Annotated in this window: 17 protein-coding genes; all 17 read right to left on the minus strand. The window is 55.5% G+C overall.

Annotation, left to right across the window (positions count from 1 at the left end; genetic code table 11):
* Positions 1-102: 102 nt before the first annotated feature.
* The 17 genes from GZ1_RS02805 to GZ1_RS02885 all read right to left on the minus strand — a co-directional run bounded on the left by GZ1_RS02805 (position 103) and on the right by GZ1_RS02885 (position 15,033).
* Complete coding sequence (locus GZ1_RS02805) at positions 103-390, minus strand: EscU/YscU/HrcU family type III secretion system export apparatus switch protein (protein ID WP_033006714.1); 288 nt, start codon at positions 388-390, stop codon at positions 103-105.
* Complete coding sequence (locus GZ1_RS02810) at positions 387-1,934, minus strand: TP0910 N-terminal domain-containing protein (RefSeq protein ID WP_060787829.1); 1,548 nt, start codon at positions 1,932-1,934, stop codon at positions 387-389. The genes GZ1_RS02805 and GZ1_RS02810 overlap by 4 nt, the downstream gene beginning before the upstream one ends.
* A gap of 18 nt (positions 1,935-1,952) precedes the next feature.
* On the minus strand, positions 1,953-2,735 hold the full coding sequence (rnhB, locus tag GZ1_RS02815) for a ribonuclease HII (protein ID WP_013523388.1): 783 nt from the start codon (positions 2,733-2,735) through the stop codon (positions 1,953-1,955).
* A gap of 84 nt (positions 2,736-2,819) precedes the next feature.
* The gene (gene ylqF / locus GZ1_RS02820; RefSeq protein ID WP_013145770.1) at positions 2,820-3,686 is read right to left on the minus strand and encodes a ribosome biogenesis GTPase YlqF; all 867 of its coding nucleotides are present in this window, start codon (positions 3,684-3,686) and stop codon (positions 2,820-2,822) included.
* A gap of 12 nt (positions 3,687-3,698) precedes the next feature.
* Positions 3,699-4,253, minus strand: a complete 555-nt coding sequence (gene lepB / locus GZ1_RS02825) for a signal peptidase I (protein ID WP_013145771.1) — start codon at positions 4,251-4,253, stop codon at positions 3,699-3,701.
* 119 nt (positions 4,254-4,372) lie between these two features.
* Positions 4,373-4,729 carry a 50S ribosomal protein L19 gene (rplS, locus tag GZ1_RS02830; protein WP_013145772.1) on the minus strand — a complete coding sequence of 119 codons (357 nt, stop codon included), beginning with the start codon at positions 4,727-4,729 and terminating at the stop codon, positions 4,373-4,375.
* A 135-nt stretch (positions 4,730-4,864) separates the two neighbouring features.
* Entirely contained in the window at positions 4,865-5,599 is a 735-nt protein-coding gene (gene trmD / locus GZ1_RS02835) for a tRNA (guanosine(37)-N1)-methyltransferase TrmD (RefSeq protein ID WP_011230701.1), read from the minus strand.
* Entirely contained in the window at positions 5,599-6,117 is a 519-nt protein-coding gene (gene rimM, locus GZ1_RS02840; protein WP_015374399.1) for a ribosome maturation factor RimM, read from the minus strand. Before rimM ends, trmD begins: the two co-directional genes overlap by 1 nt.
* A 15-nt stretch (positions 6,118-6,132) precedes the next feature.
* Positions 6,133-6,519 carry a YlqD family protein gene (locus GZ1_RS02845; protein WP_011230699.1) on the minus strand — a complete coding sequence of 129 codons (387 nt, stop codon included), beginning with the start codon at positions 6,517-6,519 and terminating at the stop codon, positions 6,133-6,135.
* 88 nt (positions 6,520-6,607) lie between these two features.
* Entirely contained in the window at positions 6,608-6,844 is a 237-nt protein-coding gene (locus tag GZ1_RS02850; RefSeq protein ID WP_011230698.1) for a KH domain-containing protein, read from the minus strand.
* 11 nt (positions 6,845-6,855) lie between these two features.
* Positions 6,856-7,128, minus strand: a complete 273-nt coding sequence (gene rpsP, locus GZ1_RS02855) for a 30S ribosomal protein S16 (RefSeq protein ID WP_011230697.1) — start codon at positions 7,126-7,128, stop codon at positions 6,856-6,858.
* A 94-nt stretch (positions 7,129-7,222) separates the two neighbouring features.
* On the minus strand, positions 7,223-8,563 hold the full coding sequence (gene ffh / locus GZ1_RS02860; protein ID WP_011230696.1) for a signal recognition particle protein: 1,341 nt from the start codon (positions 8,561-8,563) through the stop codon (positions 7,223-7,225).
* A 17-nt stretch (positions 8,564-8,580) separates the two neighbouring features.
* Positions 8,581-8,913 carry a putative DNA-binding protein gene (locus GZ1_RS02865; RefSeq protein WP_013523384.1) on the minus strand — a complete coding sequence of 111 codons (333 nt, stop codon included), beginning with the start codon at positions 8,911-8,913 and terminating at the stop codon, positions 8,581-8,583.
* A gap of 172 nt (positions 8,914-9,085) precedes the next feature.
* Positions 9,086-10,072: a signal recognition particle-docking protein FtsY gene (gene ftsY / locus GZ1_RS02870; protein WP_060787830.1), complete on the minus strand. Its 987-nt coding sequence runs from the start codon at positions 10,070-10,072 to the stop codon at positions 9,086-9,088.
* A 15-nt stretch (positions 10,073-10,087) separates the two neighbouring features.
* Positions 10,088-13,651 (minus strand): chromosome segregation protein SMC, encoded by a 3,564-nt coding sequence (gene smc / locus GZ1_RS02875; RefSeq protein WP_033006592.1) that lies wholly within the window; start codon positions 13,649-13,651, stop codon positions 10,088-10,090.
* Between the two features lie 228 nt (positions 13,652-13,879).
* A complete protein-coding gene (rnc, locus tag GZ1_RS02880; protein WP_013523381.1) occupies positions 13,880-14,620 on the minus strand; it encodes a ribonuclease III in 741 nt (246 codons plus the stop codon).
* 179 nt (positions 14,621-14,799) lie between these two features.
* Positions 14,800-15,033, minus strand: coding sequence for an acyl carrier protein (locus tag GZ1_RS02885; RefSeq protein ID WP_011230691.1), 234 nt, complete (start codon positions 15,031-15,033; stop codon positions 14,800-14,802).
* Positions 15,034-15,045: the final 12 nt, after the last annotated feature.

Below are 15,045 nucleotides of genomic sequence, written 5' to 3' on the forward strand. Positions count from 1 at the left end.
ATGTATAAAATCAAAAAAGTCTTAGCGCTTTCATTTTATACCTAACATTTCGCGCTTGTCCACCGTTTCGCCGCAAAATTAAGAAAGCGGGGAATAGGAAAATTACCCCTTCCCCGCTCTTTCTCCTTTCGCTTCCTGATCAAGCTGATACAAAAACGCGAACAATTCAGCCACTAAGGCGTACAGCTCCTCCGGGATCATTTCGTTGATCTCCACTTTCCCCAGCAGCTCAACAAGCGTCGGATCTTGGCGAATCGGCACGCCGTGCTCGCGGGCGGCGGCGATGATCGCTTCGGCGACCTTGCCAACCCCTTTCGCCTTGACGATCGGAGCTGCGTCAAGTGCCGCATCGTAAGACAAGGCGACTGCTTTTTTCCGCTCCTCGTTCATGCTTGGCAATCCACCTCGCTGCAACTGTCGGCAAACAGAAAAACGGAAGGCGGAGGAGGGGCGGAACGCGTTGCCTTTACATCAATGCCTGAAAGCGCATAGCCGTGCGCCTGAAACCGCTCTTTGACAAGCGGAGCCATCCGCGCGGCAGCAACCGCCAACCGCGGATCATCGTGAAAAATGGAGATGTGGACGATCCGTCGTTGCACGCGCATATCAACGATCACCTCTCCCAGCTCTTCAAGCGTCAGGCAACAAACAATGCGGTTGTAATCGGCATCAAGCGGCCCGCCTTGTTTCCTCCTTCCTTGCCAGCACACAGCAAAATCGCTGCTGCGGCCGCCAAGCGGCAATGGAAACGAAATCCATACGTGCTCAATGAGCCCATCGCCGCCAGCAGCGATGGCCATGCCATCGAGCTGGTCGAGAATCGCTTCGGCCGCCCTCTTGGCCCCTTCGCTCCCCGATTCATGAAGAAAGCGAAGAAGCAGCCGTTTCAACGACGGGGCGGAAGGCAAATCCTCGATTTTCCCGACACGGACGAGCGCCGCCTCATCCTCAAGCCCAAGCCGCACGGCCGCTCGCCTCAGCCAGCAAAACAGCGACAGCGCCGGATCTCTCGTCGCTCGAGCGGCCGCCCACAACTTCGCTTCCGCGGCGGGCAGCGCTCCGCTTTGATAGGCAGCATCGAGAGCGGCCCACCGTTCCACAAACGCCTCCTCGTCCGTCAAGCCGAGCTGCCGAATGATATCGGCAAACCGGCGGCATTGCACCGCCTCCCGAAGCGCCAAGCGGCGGTCCTCCGGCAACGGGGCGAGCCCAAGGCGGGCAAGAAGCGCGCGGGCCGTTTCGGCCTCTTCCTCCCCTGACAGCAACAAACGCACGGCCGCCTCGTAAGCGGACAGCGGCGGTGAAAGAAACTTCTCCATCGCCCGGCTGAGCTCAAGCGCCGCCGGATGGGCGGAAAGGGCGGCAATGGCCGCTTTCAGTTTCCCCAACCCCTCAGCGAGCGGCACCCCGGTTTTGGCTGCCCATAGCGCGCGAAACACGGCTGAAGAGAACGGCAGCCGGCGGCGAAACAAATGGGCGAGCACGTCTTCGGCCGCGTCCGGCTGGCCGGTCTCTTTCACCGCTTCAGTCAGTGCGGCAATTTCCTCTTTCGTTGCAGCCGCGCCAGCTTTCAGCGCTTGGCGGAGCACCGGCAGCGCCGCATCCGGCAGTTTCCACGCTTTTTGCCACCGGCGCACCGCCTCTTCACCTGACGGAGCAGACGCCGGTTCGGAAAGGGGAATGGCTTTCCAATAAATTGTTCCTTGTCGTTCGTGAATTTCAAACAAATACAAACGTCCGACGGCAAGCGGCGCCTCCAAACGGGCGCGCACAAGCTGTCCGCCAGCGCGGACGAGCGCCGCCCGCTCCTCGGTTTCCATCTCCTCGACCCGCTCCACTCGGCCGACGACGGCCTGCCCCGGCTGAAACCGCCGGCTGGATGTCGCGTCGCGGACAGCGGTCGTTGGCATCGTCCGCTCCATGCGCTCGACCATTTCGTCCCATCCCTTCTTCTAGAGCTGCTCGCTCGCCTCGAGCACCTCCCTCACCGGTGCGAACGAACGACGGTGCTCAGGCGTAACGCCGTAGCGGCGGATCGCCTCGAAATGTTCCGGCGTTCCGTAGCCCATATGGCGCGCGAACCCGTATTGTGGATAGCGGCGATCCAGTTCTTTCATCCACCGGTCGCGCGTCACTTTGGCGATGACCGACGCAGCAGCGATCGAAGCGCTGTTGGCGTCTCCTTTTATGAGGCGCTGTTGCGGCAGTGGGCACGGCACCGCCATCGCATCAACAAGCAAATGTTCAGGCGGCGGGGAAAGGGCGTTCACCGCTTTCGCCATCGCTTGCCTTGTCGCTTCGTAAATATTCCTTTCATCGATCTCCGCCGCGCTGACGATGCCGATGCCGATGGCGACGGCGCACGCTTCAATTTGCGCAAACAATGCCTCGCGCTTTTCCGGCGTCAGCCGCTTCGAGTCGTCAAGCCCCGGCAAATAGGCGTCTTTCGGCAAGATGACCGCGGCGGCGACGACCGGGCCGGCCAGCGGGCCGCGCCCGGCCTCATCAATGCCGGCGATCCGTCTAACGCCAGCGGCGTATAGTTCCCGCTCATAACGCATCAGTTCTTCCCACCGCTGCTCGATGGCGTGCCGGCGCGCTTTCTGCCTTTCAAAACGGGCAAGAAGCGCCTGCACGCTTTTTCGCTCATCCTGCCGCAGCATCTCCCAGCGCGGGTCGTCCTCGCCAAGCTTCGGAAGCAGCGCTTCAATGTCTTTCACCGTATACCGCTTCATGCTCCTCTCCCTCTTCTACTTATACTATCGGCTCTGTTTGGCCGACCGTAAAGCGCCGCCGGCAAAAAACGCCCGCCGGACGCGCTACGTCCGTGAAGCGGGCGTTTCAAAGCTTAAGCGGCCTAATTTTTCCGTGCGGATGTCATACAAAACGATGTCAGCCACTTTATCGTAGTCAACAGCGCCGCCTGACGTCAAGCAGCCGCGCCGCCTTCCGATGGCGTCAAACAAGGCGACAATGTCATCCGGAATGTCATCAAGGCCGTAGCGCTCCGCAAGCCGGTTGGGATAGTGGGTCGACAAAAAGCGGAGCGCATAGACGGCGACATCCTGCAAGTTTAAAATTTCGTCCTTAATGGCCCCGGTCACCGCCAACTTGTAGCCCACGTCCTCATCCTCAAATTTCGGCCATAGGATGCCTGGGGTATCAAGCAGCTCCATTTCTTTGCCGACTTTAATCCATTGCTGCGCTTTTGTCACCCCCGGCTTGTCGCCGGTTTTCGCGATATGGCGGCCGGCGAGCCGGTTGATCAGCGTCGACTTGCCGACGTTCGGGATGCCGACGATGAGCGCCCGAACCGGGCGCGGGTTTTTAATCCCTTTCGCCCGCATTTTCTCGAATTTGTCTTTCACCATCTCTTTCGCTGCCGCCGCGATTTGCCGGACTCCTGTTCCGCTTTGAGCATCGATGGGCAAAGCCAGCCGCCCTTGATCGTGGAAATAGCGGATCCACTGTTCGGTCACCGCCTCATCGGCCATATCAGCCTTATTGAGCAAAATGAGGCGCGGCTTTTGTCCGAGAATCTCGTCGATCATCGGGTTGCGCGAGGACATCGGCACACGGGCGTCAAGCAGCTCAAACGCTACGTCGATCAACTTTAATTTTTCTTGCACTTCCCGCTTGGCCTTCGCCATATGGCCGGGGAACCATTGAATCACTGTCATTGGCATCACCTGCCTCGTTTATTTCACAATCCGGGCGTCAGAAAGCGGCCAATACACAAGATTCGCCTTGCCAACGACTTTTGACATCGGAATGAAGCCGATATGGCGGCTGTCTTTGCTGAAACGGCGATTGTCGCCCATGACAAACAAATGCCCCGGCGGCACCGTGCTTCGCCCGGTCAGTTCCTCCAAAGTGAACGATTCCGTCAGTGGACCGCCGTCGGACAACTGCTTTTTATACTCGTCCAAATACGGCTCTTCATACGGCTTGCCATTGATATAGAGCGTATCATTTTTGTATTCAATTCGGTCGCCCGGCAGGCCGATGACTCGCTTAATATAGTCTCTCCCTTCTTCAGCGTGAAAAACAATGATATCGAAACGGTGCGGCATGCCGATTTTATACGCCAGTTTATTGACGATCATCCGCTCATGGTTATGTAATGTCGGCATCATCGAATAACCGTCGACGATGATCGGAGCGAAAATAAAGTAGCGGATGCCCCCGGCGAGCAAGACGGCAACGACGATCGCTTTCATCCATTCGCGCCATTCGCTTTTTTTCTGTTCCATTGTCCACCCACCTAAATCAAAGTTTGCAGTCGTGGATCACGACCGTAATCATCATTGGCGGTAGTGAAAAAAGGAGCTTGAAAGCAAGCTCCTTTTCCGCTGTGATCCACCGTTGTCCATTATTGCGCTGCGTTCGTATTTTCCTTGATGCGCGCCGCTTTGCCGCGAAGTTCGCGCAAGTAGTACAATTTCGCGCGGCGGACTTTCCCGCGGCGGATGACTTCCAGCTTGGCGATTTTCGGCGTATGCACCGGGAATGTGCGCTCAACGCCGACGCCATAGGACACTTTGCGGACCGTGAACGTTTCGCTGATGCCCGCTCCGCGCCGTTTAATGACGACCCCTTCAAACACTTGGATGCGTTCGCGGTTGCCTTCGACGACTTTCACATGAACGCGCACCGTGTCGCCCGGGCGGAAATCCGGCAAATCCGTCCGCAGTTGTTCTTTCGTAATCTCTTGGATTAAATGATGCATCATGATCCACTCCTTCCACAGATGTTCATGCCAATGATCTCTTCATTGCAGCGGAACATCGTTTTCCATCCTCAAGCCAATCGCTTAAGGTCACACAAAAGACATGATAGCATAAACGGTTGACTCAGGCAATAGCTATTCGCGCTCCTTTTCCCACTCTTTCAGCCATTGCTTTTGCTTGTCTGTAAGCGGATATTCATCGAGCAAGTCCGGACGGCGCAAAAACGTGCGCCGGAGCGATTCCTTCTCGCGCCACTCGGCGATGAGCTGATGGTTGCCAGAAAGCAGAATATCCGGCACTTTCATGCCGCGGAAATCGGCCGGTCTTGTGTATTGCGGATACTCAAGCAGCCCGGAGCTGAACGAGTCATCGACCGGCGACGCCTCATTGCCGAGCACCCCGGGGAGAAGACGGACGACGCTGTCGACAATGACCATGGCGCCGAGTTCCCCGCCTGTTAAAATATAGTCGCCGATCGAAATTTCATCGGTTGCTAAATATTGGCGGATGCGTTCGTCATACCCTTCGTAATGGCCGCAAATGAGCACCAAATGCGTTTCTTTCGCCAGCTCTTCCGCCTTTTTTTGCGTGTAGCGCTCGCCTTGCGGGCAAAGCAAAATGATGCGGGCGCCAGGCGATCCAGCCGTCACGTGTTCCACCGCGTCAAAAATCGGCTGCGGCTTGAGCACCATGCCGGCGCCGCCGCCATACGGATAATCGTCGACCGTTTTATGCTTGTTGTCGGCAAACTCGCGAAAATCAATAAGGCGGATGTCGACGGCCCCTTTTTCTTGCGCCTTCTTTAAAATCGACTCGCTCAACACCCCGGAAAACATGCCGGGAAACAACGTTAAAATATCGATCCGCATCACTCGAGCAGCCCTTCCATCGGCCGGATGATGATCGTTTTCCGATCCGGATCGACGTGCAAAACGACCTCGTCAATGTACGGAATGAGCGCTTCCGATCCGTCTTCGCGCCGGACGACCCAGACGTCGTTCGCCCCTGGAGTCAAAATTTCCTTTACCGCGCCGATGGTCTCCCCGCCTTCTGTCACGACAGTGCAGCCGATGATCTCATGGAAATAATATTCCCCTTCCGCGAGTTCGCCGAGCTGGCTTTCCGGCACCTTCAGCATCGCTCCCTTAAACCGTTCCACATCGTTGATGCTGTCATAGCCTTCAAACGACAACAAGTCAAACGATTTATGGACGCGGTGGCTTTTCACCGTGACTTCAATCGGTTCCGTGTCCCGTTCGCGGAAAATGTACAGCTTGTTTCCTTTTTTATACCGTTCTTCAGGAAAGTCGGTGCGCGAAATGACGCGCACTTCGCCGCGAATGCCGTGCGTATTGACAATTTTTCCGACATTAAACCATCGTTCCATCGCGTTCATCCCTTCTTAGCGAATCTCTTTGACGACGCCGTCTTCAATGATGATGGCGCGCGTTTTTGTCACCTCTTCCCAACGGTCGCCGACGTTCACCTCAACGAGCGCCTCGACTTCCCGCTCTTTCAATTCGCTCCCTAACGGTAGCATATGTAATTGTTCGAGCTGAAACTCAAGCAGTTTCATTTTCTCCATCCGCTCGTCGATCTCTTTGGCAAAATATTGTTTCACTAAAGCGGGCGGATAGTTTCCGCTTTTCTCCATTCGTTTCTGTTCAAAACGAAGCTGGTCGCACTCGCGCTCGAGCTGCTGCTTGCGCGCCAAAAACGCGGCGGCAAGCTCTTGTTTGCTCCGTTCGGTGACGATTTGCCGCACCTCAACCGTTTGAATGAGCTTCATCCTCTTCCCCCTTTTGACACGGAATGAACGGCACCCGGGCCATTTTTGCGCCCTTTGGCATCATATCAAAAAAGGGAGAGGAACATCCTCACCCTTTGTCTTTCACTTGCACAACAACCCGCTTTGGCGATCCGGCCGCGGCGGCGGCAACGACCGTGCGAATCGCCTGGATCGTCCGCCCTTGTTTGCCGATCACTTTGCCAGTGTCGTCTTCATGCACGGACAGCTCATAGATGACGGCCGTCTCTTCTTCGCGGCGCTCAACCGCCACCGCCTCCGGATGATCGACAAGCGCCTTGACGATCGTTTCAATGAGCGGCTTCATGTGCATCCCGCTTATTTGCCGTATTTCAAGTTATGGAACTTCTCTAAAATGCCTTGCTTCGACAGCAAGCTGCGCACCGTATCCGATGGTTTGGCGCCGTTTTGCAGCCATTTGAGCGCCAATTCCTCATCAATTTTCACTTGCGCCGGCTCAGCGACCGGATCGTACGTGCCGATCGTTTCGATAAAACGACCGTCGCGCGGCGAGCGCGAATCAGCTACCACGATGCGATAGAATGGTTTTTTCTTTGTTCCCATGCGTTTTAAACGAATTTTTACTGCCATAGTCAGTACGCACCTCCGTATAGAGTTCACACAAGATAGTATATTAACAATTCTTTTTCCGTTTGTAAAGGTTTTTCGCTTAACAGATCTTCATTTACATAAATGGAAAACGGAATCCTTTCTTTTTCCCTTTTGGCATATTCGTCATCATTTTCATCATTTTTTTCATCTCGTCAAATTGCTTCAAAAGCCGGTTTACTTCCTGCACCGTCGTGCCGCTTCCTTTGGCGATCCGCTTTTTGCGGCTAGCGTTGATGATTTCCGGATGCGTTTTCTCTTCTTTCGTCATCGAGCGGATGATCGCCTCAACGCGGGCGATTTGCTTTTCATCGACTTGGATGTTGGCGAGCCCTTTGATTTTGTTGGCGCCCGGCAGCATTTTAATCAGTTCGTCAAGCGGTCCGAGCTTGCGCACTTGGCCGAGCTGCTCCAAAAAGTCGTCAAGCGTGAAGGTGGCCGTGCGCATTTTTTGTTCGAGCTCCTTCGCCTTCTCTTCGTCGACGGCCGCCTGCGCTTTTTCGATGAGCGTCAGGACATCGCCCATCCCTAAAATGCGGGACGCCATCCGCTCCGGATGGAACGGCTCCAAAGCGTCAAGTTTTTCGCCCATCCCAGCAAACTTGATCGGCGCTCCGGTGACGGCGCGAATCGACAGCGCCGCCCCGCCGCGCGTGTCGCCGTCCAGCTTCGTCAAAATCACCCCGGTGATGCCGAGCTGCTCATGGAAGCTTTGTGCGACATTGACGGCATCTTGCCCGGTCATGGCGTCAACGACGAGGAAAATTTCATCCGGCTTGACCGCTTCTTTCATTTGCTTCAGTTCATCCATGAGCGCTTCATCAATGTGGAGGCGGCCGGCTGTGTCGATGAGCACGTAATCATAATGCTCTTCTTTCGCCCGCTCGAGCGCCTGTTTCGCGATTTCAACCGGATTGGCGTGCTCGCCTAACGAAAAGACAGGCATGTCGAGCTGCTTGCCAAGCGTCTCAAGCTGTTTGATCGCCGCCGGGCGGTAAACGTCGGCAGCCACCAGAAGCGGCTTCCGGTTATGCCGTTTGCGCAGCAAGTTGGCCAGCTTCCCGGTGGTCGTCGTTTTCCCGGCCCCTTGCAACCCGACCATCATCACAACGGTCGGCGGTTTCTTCGCGACAGCGATTTGGCTTTGCTCACCGCCCATTAACGCCGTCAGCTCTTCCTTGACGATTTTGATCACTTGCTGGCCCGGCGTTAAGCTTTTCATCACTTCCTGCCCGACAGCCCGCTCGCTCACCTGTCTGATGAAATCTTTGACGACTTTAAAGTTGACGTCAGCTTCCAAAAGCGCAAGGCGCACTTCGCGCATCATCTCTTTGACATCCGCTTCGGTGACTTTCCCTTTGCCGCGGATGCGGTTCATCACCTGCTGCAAACGTTCAGACAGTCCTTCAAACGCCATGGCGGCCACCCCCTTTTTTAATCAAGTTCGTCAAGCTCGCGGACAAGCGCCGCCAATTCGGCGTCAGCACCGTAGTGCCGGCTGATGTAGTCTTTCAGCCGCTCGATGATCTGCCGCCGCCGTTCATATTTTCGCAGCAGCCCGAGCTTCTCTTCATACTGCTCCAGCATCGCTTCTGTACGCCGGATGTTATCGTACACCGCCTGGCGGCTCACCTCATATTGTTCGGCAATTTCCCCGAGGGAGTAGTCGTCCAAGTAGTAAAGCGCCATATAGTTGCGCTGTTTCGGCGTCAACAGCGCTTGGTAAAAATCGTATAAATAGTTCATGCGCATCGTTTTTTCCAGCACCGGACTCTCCCTCCCTCATTGTTAAGTAAAATACCTTTACAAAAATGTAGTGTACCTTCTTTTCGGCAAGGTGTCAAGGGATGGAACGGACAAAGGGCTTATCGGTTACACTCCCGTGGACGCAACAACAAAGGGCGCTCCATTGGTTTTGGAGCACCCTCTGTTGACTTTTTTATGATTCCAGCAAATCAGCAAACAATCCGTAGACGTACTGTTCTGGATCGAACACTTGCAAATCGTCCATCTTCTCGCCGAGGCCGACGAGTTTCACCGGGATGGCCATCTCGTTGCGAATGGCAAGCACGATGCCGCCTTTCGCCGTTCCGTCGAGCTTTGTCAACACGATGCCGGTCACATCGGTCGCTTCTTTAAACAGCTTGGCTTGGCTCATCGCGTTTTGCCCGGTCGTCGCATCAAGCACAAGCAGCACTTCATGCGGAGCGCCCGGGATTTCGCGGCTGATGACGCGTTTCACTTTTTCAAGCTCTTTCATTAAGTTCACTTTGTTTTGCAGCCGCCCGGCTGTGTCACACAACAACACGTCAACGCTACGTGCTTTTGCCGCCTGAATGGCGTCGTACATAACGGCCGCCGGGTCGGAGCCGGCCGCCTGCTTAATGACATCGACCCCAACGCGTTCGCCCCATACTTCCAACTGCTCGATCGCTCCGGCGCGGAACGTGTCGCCTGCGGCCAAGAGCACCGATTTCCCTTCCGATTTCAGCTTATGCGCCAGTTTTCCGATCGTCGTCGTCTTGCCAACGCCGTTGACGCCGACGAACAATATGACCGTCAGCCCTCCTTCTTGCATATTCAAGGCGGAAAGCTCGTTGTCATCGGCGCCGGCGCGGTAAATGTCAATCAGTTTTTCCGCGATCACGTCGCGCATTTGCGCCGAATCTTGAATGTTGCGGCGCTTCACTTCCATTTTCAGCTCATCGACAAGTTCCATGACGGTCGTGACGCCCACATCGGCGGCGATCAAAATTTCCTCAAGCTCTTCAAAAAACTCTTCATCCACTTTCCGATAGCGGGCGATGAGGTCGTTCACTTTCCCGGCGAGCGAATTTCGCGTTTTTGACAGCCCTTCTTTAAACTTTTCGGTTACGGCATCCGCCTGTTTTGTCCACTTTTCTTTCAACTTTTGAAAAAAGCCCATCGAGGCTCCTCCTTTCTATGACGACACGAGTTGCTTGGAGTCTTCCAAACGGACGGAAACAAGCTTCGAGACGCCCGATTCTTGCATCGTGACGCCGTACAGCACGTCCGCTTCTTCCATCGTCCCTTTTCGATGGGTGATGACGATAAACTGCGTGTCGCGGCTGAACCGTTTTAAATATTGGGCATACCGCTGCACGTTCGCTTCATCAAGCGCCGCTTCGACTTCATCAAGGACGCAAAACGGCACCGGACGCACCTTTAAAATCGAAAACAAGAGGGCGATCGCCGTCAGCGCCCGTTCGCCGCCGGAAAGCAAGCTTAAATGTTGCAGCTTTTTCCCCGGAGGCTGAGCGACGATGTCGATCCCAGTCTCAAGCAAGTCGTTCGGGTCGGTCAGCCGCAAATCGGCGCGCCCGCCGCCGAACAGCTCGCCAAATACCTCGCCAAAATGGGCGCGGATTTGTTCAAACGTTGTGAGAAACCGTTTTTTCATTTCTTCATCCATTTCATCGATCACTTGGTGGAGCGTCGCCTTCGCCTCTTCCAAATCGGTTTTTTGCTCGCTTAAAAAGCGGTGCCGTTCGGAAACACGTTCGTATTCATCGATCGCCCCCAAGTTGACGGTGCCGAGCTCCTCCATGGCGCGCTTGATCAGCTTCACCCGCTTGCGCGCCTCATCGGCGCCGATCTCAAGCGGGTACGCGGAGCGAGCCGCTTCAAACGACAGCCCATACTCTTCGCGCAGACGGACAAGCAGATTCTCCAGCTCCACATCAAGCCGGTTCAACTTTACTTCTTCGTCTTTCACGACATCGGCGAGCTGTTTATGCTGCCGCTTCGTCTCTTTCCATTCCTGTTCCAAATGTTCAAGACGGCGTTGGAAATCGAGCCGCTGTTCGCGACGGCTCGCGATCAGCTCCAATGTCTTTTGCTTGTCCTCAAGCTTTTGCTTTCGCAGCTGCTCAATCTCTTCCTCGTTCCATTCCGGCGCCTCCATTTCCGCATCCAAAGCGGCTCGTTCGCGCTCTGCTTCTTTGAGCCCACGGATCGTTTCGGCAAGCTCCGCTTCCCATTCTTCCACTTTCCGGCGTGCATGTTTCACGCGCTCTTTCGTTTCCGCCAAGGCGATTTTTTGCTCCGTGATCGCTGCCTGGAGCGCCTCTTTCGTCGTTTGCTCCGTCTGTTTTTGCGCCTGCAGCCGGCTGATGTCGTCATCGATCGCCTGCAGTTTCTCGGCAAGCTGCTCAAGCTGCCTGTCAATGGCGCCGAGGCGGCGGTTGAGCTCTGCCATTTCGCGCTCGTCGTTCGCCTTTTCTTCATCATACAGTGCGAGCCGCTCGTCGATCCGTTTTTTCTGCCATTCGAGCTCGCGTTGCTCGTCCTTTTGTCTTTGCAGGGCCTCCCGAAGCGCCGCAACCTCTTCTTGCAGCGCGGCCGCCTGCGCTTCCTGCTCCGCCAGCTCGTGTCGTTTTGCGGCAACAGCCCGCTCAAGCCGAGCGATCGTTTCATCCATTTCCTGCAGTTTGGCCGAAAGCGTCTCAAGCTCGCGGTTTCGACTTAATAGCGACGCGGTCTTTTTCGCCGCCCCGCCGCCGGTCATCGCCCCGCCAGGGCTGACGACATCACCGTCCAATGTCACGAGGCGATAGCGATAGTGAAGAAGCTTGGCCAGCTCATTCGCGCCTTTTAAATCGGCTGTCACGATGACATGGCCGAGCAAATGAGCGATCGCCGCCCTATAGGCGCGGTCGTATTCGACGAGCTCGCTCGCAATGCCGACAAACGCCGGATGGCGGTCAATCGCCGCCCGCTCCCGTTCGGAAAGCGCGCGCGCTTTTATGACGTCAAGCGGCAAAAACGTCGCGCGCCCGTAGCCGTTCGTTTTCAAATAGTGAATCGCTTGCCGCGCCGCCTGTTCGCTGTCAACGACGATATGCTGCATCGCCCCGCCGAGCGCCGTTTCAATCGCCGTCTCATAGCGGTCCGGCACGCGGATGAGCTCAACAATGGCGCCATGAATGCCGGGCAGAAGGTCGCGCGCCTTTAATACTTCCTTTACTCCTTGGACAAAACCGGAATAATCATGTTGCATCTCTTCCAACCATTGCTGGCGCGCTTTGGTTTGCTGCCGGTATTGGCGCGCCTGATGCAGCAACGCTTCATGCTGCTCGAGCTCCGTTTTTTGCGCTGCGAGCGCCGCGGCGAGAGCGGCTTGTCTGTTATGCGCTTCCGTCAGCGCCTGTTCGAGGCGGGTCTGCTCGGCCCATAAGGCCGCCCGCTTCTGCTCGAGCTGTTCACGTTCGGCGAGATGGCGGCGGTTCGCTTCATCGAGCGCCGTCCGTTTGGCATGCAGCTTGCTGATGGCCTGCTCCACATGTGCGCGTTCGTTTTTCAACGCCGCCTGTTCATGAACAAGGTCGATGTAATCACCTTTTCGCCGCTCGATTTCTTCTTCAATGTCGGCTTCATGCGCCGAAAACAAAGCCTGTTTTTCTTTCAGCTCCCGCTCGAGCGCTGCGGCGCCCGCCTCAAGACGGGCGAGTTCCTCCCGCTCGGCATGCAGCTGCTCCGTCAAGCGGCGCCGTTTCGCAGCCAGTGCAGCCGTTATGTCGTCCAGCTGCGCTTTTCGCCTCGCGGCATGCTTTTTTCTCTCTTTCAATACTTCTTTCCGCCCTTCGAGCTTCTCAAGCTCTTCGCTGGCTAAAAGCAGCACTTGCTGCAAACCGTCGATCGATTCGTCAATGGCGGTCATTTGATCGCGCAGCTGTTCGATTTGGGCTTCCATTTTCTGCAACGCCGCCGCCAGCGCCACTTCGTCCCGTTGGTGCCCATCAAGCGCTTCCTTCAACTCATTCCATTGCCCGCGCAACTGCTCGATGTCGTGAACCATCAGCGCCACTTCAAATCGCTCGAGCTCTTCGCGTTTTTCCAAAAACTCTTTGGCGAGCGACGCCTGCATGCGGAGCGGCTCAAGCTGCTGTTCGAGCTCGTGCAAAATATCGTTGACGCGGTGCAAGTTGTCTTGCGTCTCCGCTAGCTTCGCCTCCGCCTTTTTTTTCCGCAGCTTGTACTTCAACACGCCGGCCGCTTCTTCAAAAATCGTGCGCCGCTCTTCCGGTTTGCTGCTTAAAATCTCTTCGACCCGGCCTTGGCCGATGATGGAAAACGCCTCCTTGCCGAGCCCGGAATCGAGAAACAAATCGACGATGTCTTTCAAACGGCACGGCTGGCGGTTGATGAAAAACTCGCTCTCCCCCGAGCGATAGACGCGCCGGGTCACGCTCACTTCCTGGTACTCAAGCGGCAAAAAGCCGTCTTCATTGTCGAGTGTGATCGTCACTTCAGCCACATTGAGCGGCTTGCGCGATTCGCTGCCGGCGAAGATGACGTCTTCCATTTTCGCCCCGCGCAACGATTTTGCTGATTGCTCACCGAGCACCCAACGGATCGCATCGGTAATGTTGCTTTTGCCGCTCCCGTTCGGACCGACGACCGCCGTCACACCAGGGACAAACTCGATCGATACACGGTCGGCGAACGATTTAAAGCCGATCACATCCAATCGTTTCAGGAACATGGTATGACGCCTCACCATCTTTCCACTGTGATCCAACACAAACACCCCGGAGCCCTTTTGGGAAACCGAGACGTTCGATCTTTTCATCCTACCATATGAGCTATCGAAAAAAACGCCTTTCTTCCCCCGCTCAAGGCGCGCATGTTCATCGAAACACCCATGAGCAGCGTTTGCTCTCCATCCCTTCGCACGTTCACAGAAAAAAGACTGACGTAACAGCGCCAGCCTTCACTGCTGATCGGCAGCCCGCAACGTTTCGAGCGCCATTTGCGCCGCATGCTGTTCAGCTTCCTTTTTCGAGCGGCCGACGCCGATGCCAAGCTCTTGGCCGTTTAACGCTACGCGGGCGACAAACTCCTTGTTGTGGGCCGGACCTTTTTCCTCCAAAATGGCGTATTCAAGCGTTCCGCTGCCGTCCCGCTGCACCAATTCCTGCAGCTGGCTTTTAAAATCCATCACATGAGAAAAAGCACCTTCATCAATTTTCGGAAACATCGTTTTCTCCAAAAAGCGGATGACCGCGTCCATTCCTTGATCCAAATACAAAGCGCCGATGAACGCCTCAAAGACGTCTGCCAAGAGCGCCGGACGCGTCCGCCCGCCGGTCAGCTCCTCGCCTTTGCCGAGCAAGACGAGCTCGCCGAACGACAGGGCGTTGGCAAATTTCACAAGCGACGGCTCGCAGACGATGGCCGCCCTCAGCTTCGTCAATTGCCCCTCGCTCATATGCGGGAACTTTTGAAATAAATATTGAGAAACGGTCAGCTCCAGCACGGCATCGCCTAAAAACTCAAGCCGTTCATTGTCTTCGTGAAGCCGCCGCCGATGCTCATTCACATACGATGAATGGGTGAACGCTTGAATCAACAGCTTTTCGTTTCGAAAGGTGATGCCGATTTTTTTTTGCAGCTCTTGAAACTTCGCCCGCCTCTTTTCATGGATGCGCTCTTTATCTTTTTGTTTTGACATAAAAATGCCCTCCGACTTCGTTCCAGAACAAAATGGCCGTGTCTTCTTCTATTATATCCGTTCTCCGGTCCGCTACGCGAGCGGGAATCGTGCGCTTTTTTCCGCAAGACCCGCCGAGCATCCCTGAAAAAGCAGAGAAAGCCCCGTTCGAAGCAACGGGACTTTGCAAAAAAGCGGCATTACAGACGACTTTTTATGTAGTTCACAGCGTCTCCGACTGTGACGATTTTTTCCGCCTCTTCATCGGAAATTTCCATGTTGAATTCGTCTTCAAGTTCCATGACGAGTTCGACGATGTCGAGCGAGTCAGCGCCCAGGTCGTCCTTAAACGACGCTTCGAGCGTCACTTGCGATTCGTCAACCCCCAGCCGGTCAACGATGATTTTCGTTACACGTTCCAATACATCGGCCATTGCGTTCACCTC

This window comes from Geobacillus zalihae NBRC 101842 (assembly GCF_001544135.1).
In the GTDB taxonomy this organism is placed as follows: Bacteria; Bacillota; Bacilli; order Bacillales; family Anoxybacillaceae; genus Geobacillus; species Geobacillus zalihae.

Bases quoted from the DNA above. Each gene is read 5' to 3' on its own strand.
- GZ1_RS02810 (WP_060787829.1), bottom strand. From the start codon at position 1,934: ATGGTCGAGCGCATGGAGCGGACGATGCCAACGACCGCTGTCCGCGAC.
- GZ1_RS02885 (WP_011230691.1), bottom strand. From the start codon at position 15,033: ATGGCCGATGTATTGGAACGTGTAACGAAAATCATCGTTGACCGGCTG.
- rpsP (WP_011230697.1), bottom strand. From the start codon at position 7,128: ATGGCAGTAAAAATTCGTTTAAAACGCATGGGAACAAAGAAAAAACCA.
- ylqF (WP_013145770.1), bottom strand. From the start codon at position 3,686: ATGCCAATGACAGTGATTCAATGGTTCCCCGGCCATATGGCGAAGGCC.
- ffh (WP_011230696.1), bottom strand. From the start codon at position 8,563: ATGGCGTTTGAAGGACTGTCTGAACGTTTGCAGCAGGTGATGAACCGC.
- lepB (WP_013145771.1), bottom strand. From the start codon at position 4,253: ATGGAACAGAAAAAAAGCGAATGGCGCGAATGGATGAAAGCGATCGTC.
- GZ1_RS02845 (WP_011230699.1), bottom strand. From the start codon at position 6,519: ATGAAGCTCATTCAAACGGTTGAGGTGCGGCAAATCGTCACCGAACGG.
- GZ1_RS02850 (WP_011230698.1), bottom strand. From the start codon at position 6,844: ATGAAGCCGCTCATTGAAACGATCGTCAAGGCGCTTGTCGATCATCCG.
- smc (WP_033006592.1), bottom strand. From the start codon at position 13,651: ATGTTCCTGAAACGATTGGATGTGATCGGCTTTAAATCGTTCGCCGAC.
- rnhB (WP_013523388.1), bottom strand. From the start codon at position 2,735: ATGAAGCGGTATACGGTGAAAGACATTGAAGCGCTGCTTCCGAAGCTT.
- rnc (WP_013523381.1), bottom strand. From the start codon at position 14,620: ATGTCAAAACAAAAAGATAAAGAGCGCATCCATGAAAAGAGGCGGGCG.
- trmD (WP_011230701.1), bottom strand. From the start codon at position 5,599: ATGCGGATCGATATTTTAACGTTGTTTCCCGGCATGTTTTCCGGGGTG.
- rimM (WP_015374399.1), bottom strand. From the start codon at position 6,117: ATGGAACGATGGTTTAATGTCGGAAAAATTGTCAATACGCACGGCATT.
- rplS (WP_013145772.1), bottom strand. From the start codon at position 4,729: ATGCATCATTTAATCCAAGAGATTACGAAAGAACAACTGCGGACGGAT.
- GZ1_RS02805 (WP_033006714.1), bottom strand. From the start codon at position 390: ATGAACGAGGAGCGGAAAAAAGCAGTCGCCTTGTCTTACGATGCGGCA.
- ftsY (WP_060787830.1), bottom strand. From the start codon at position 10,072: ATGGGCTTTTTTCAAAAGTTGAAAGAAAAGTGGACAAAACAGGCGGAT.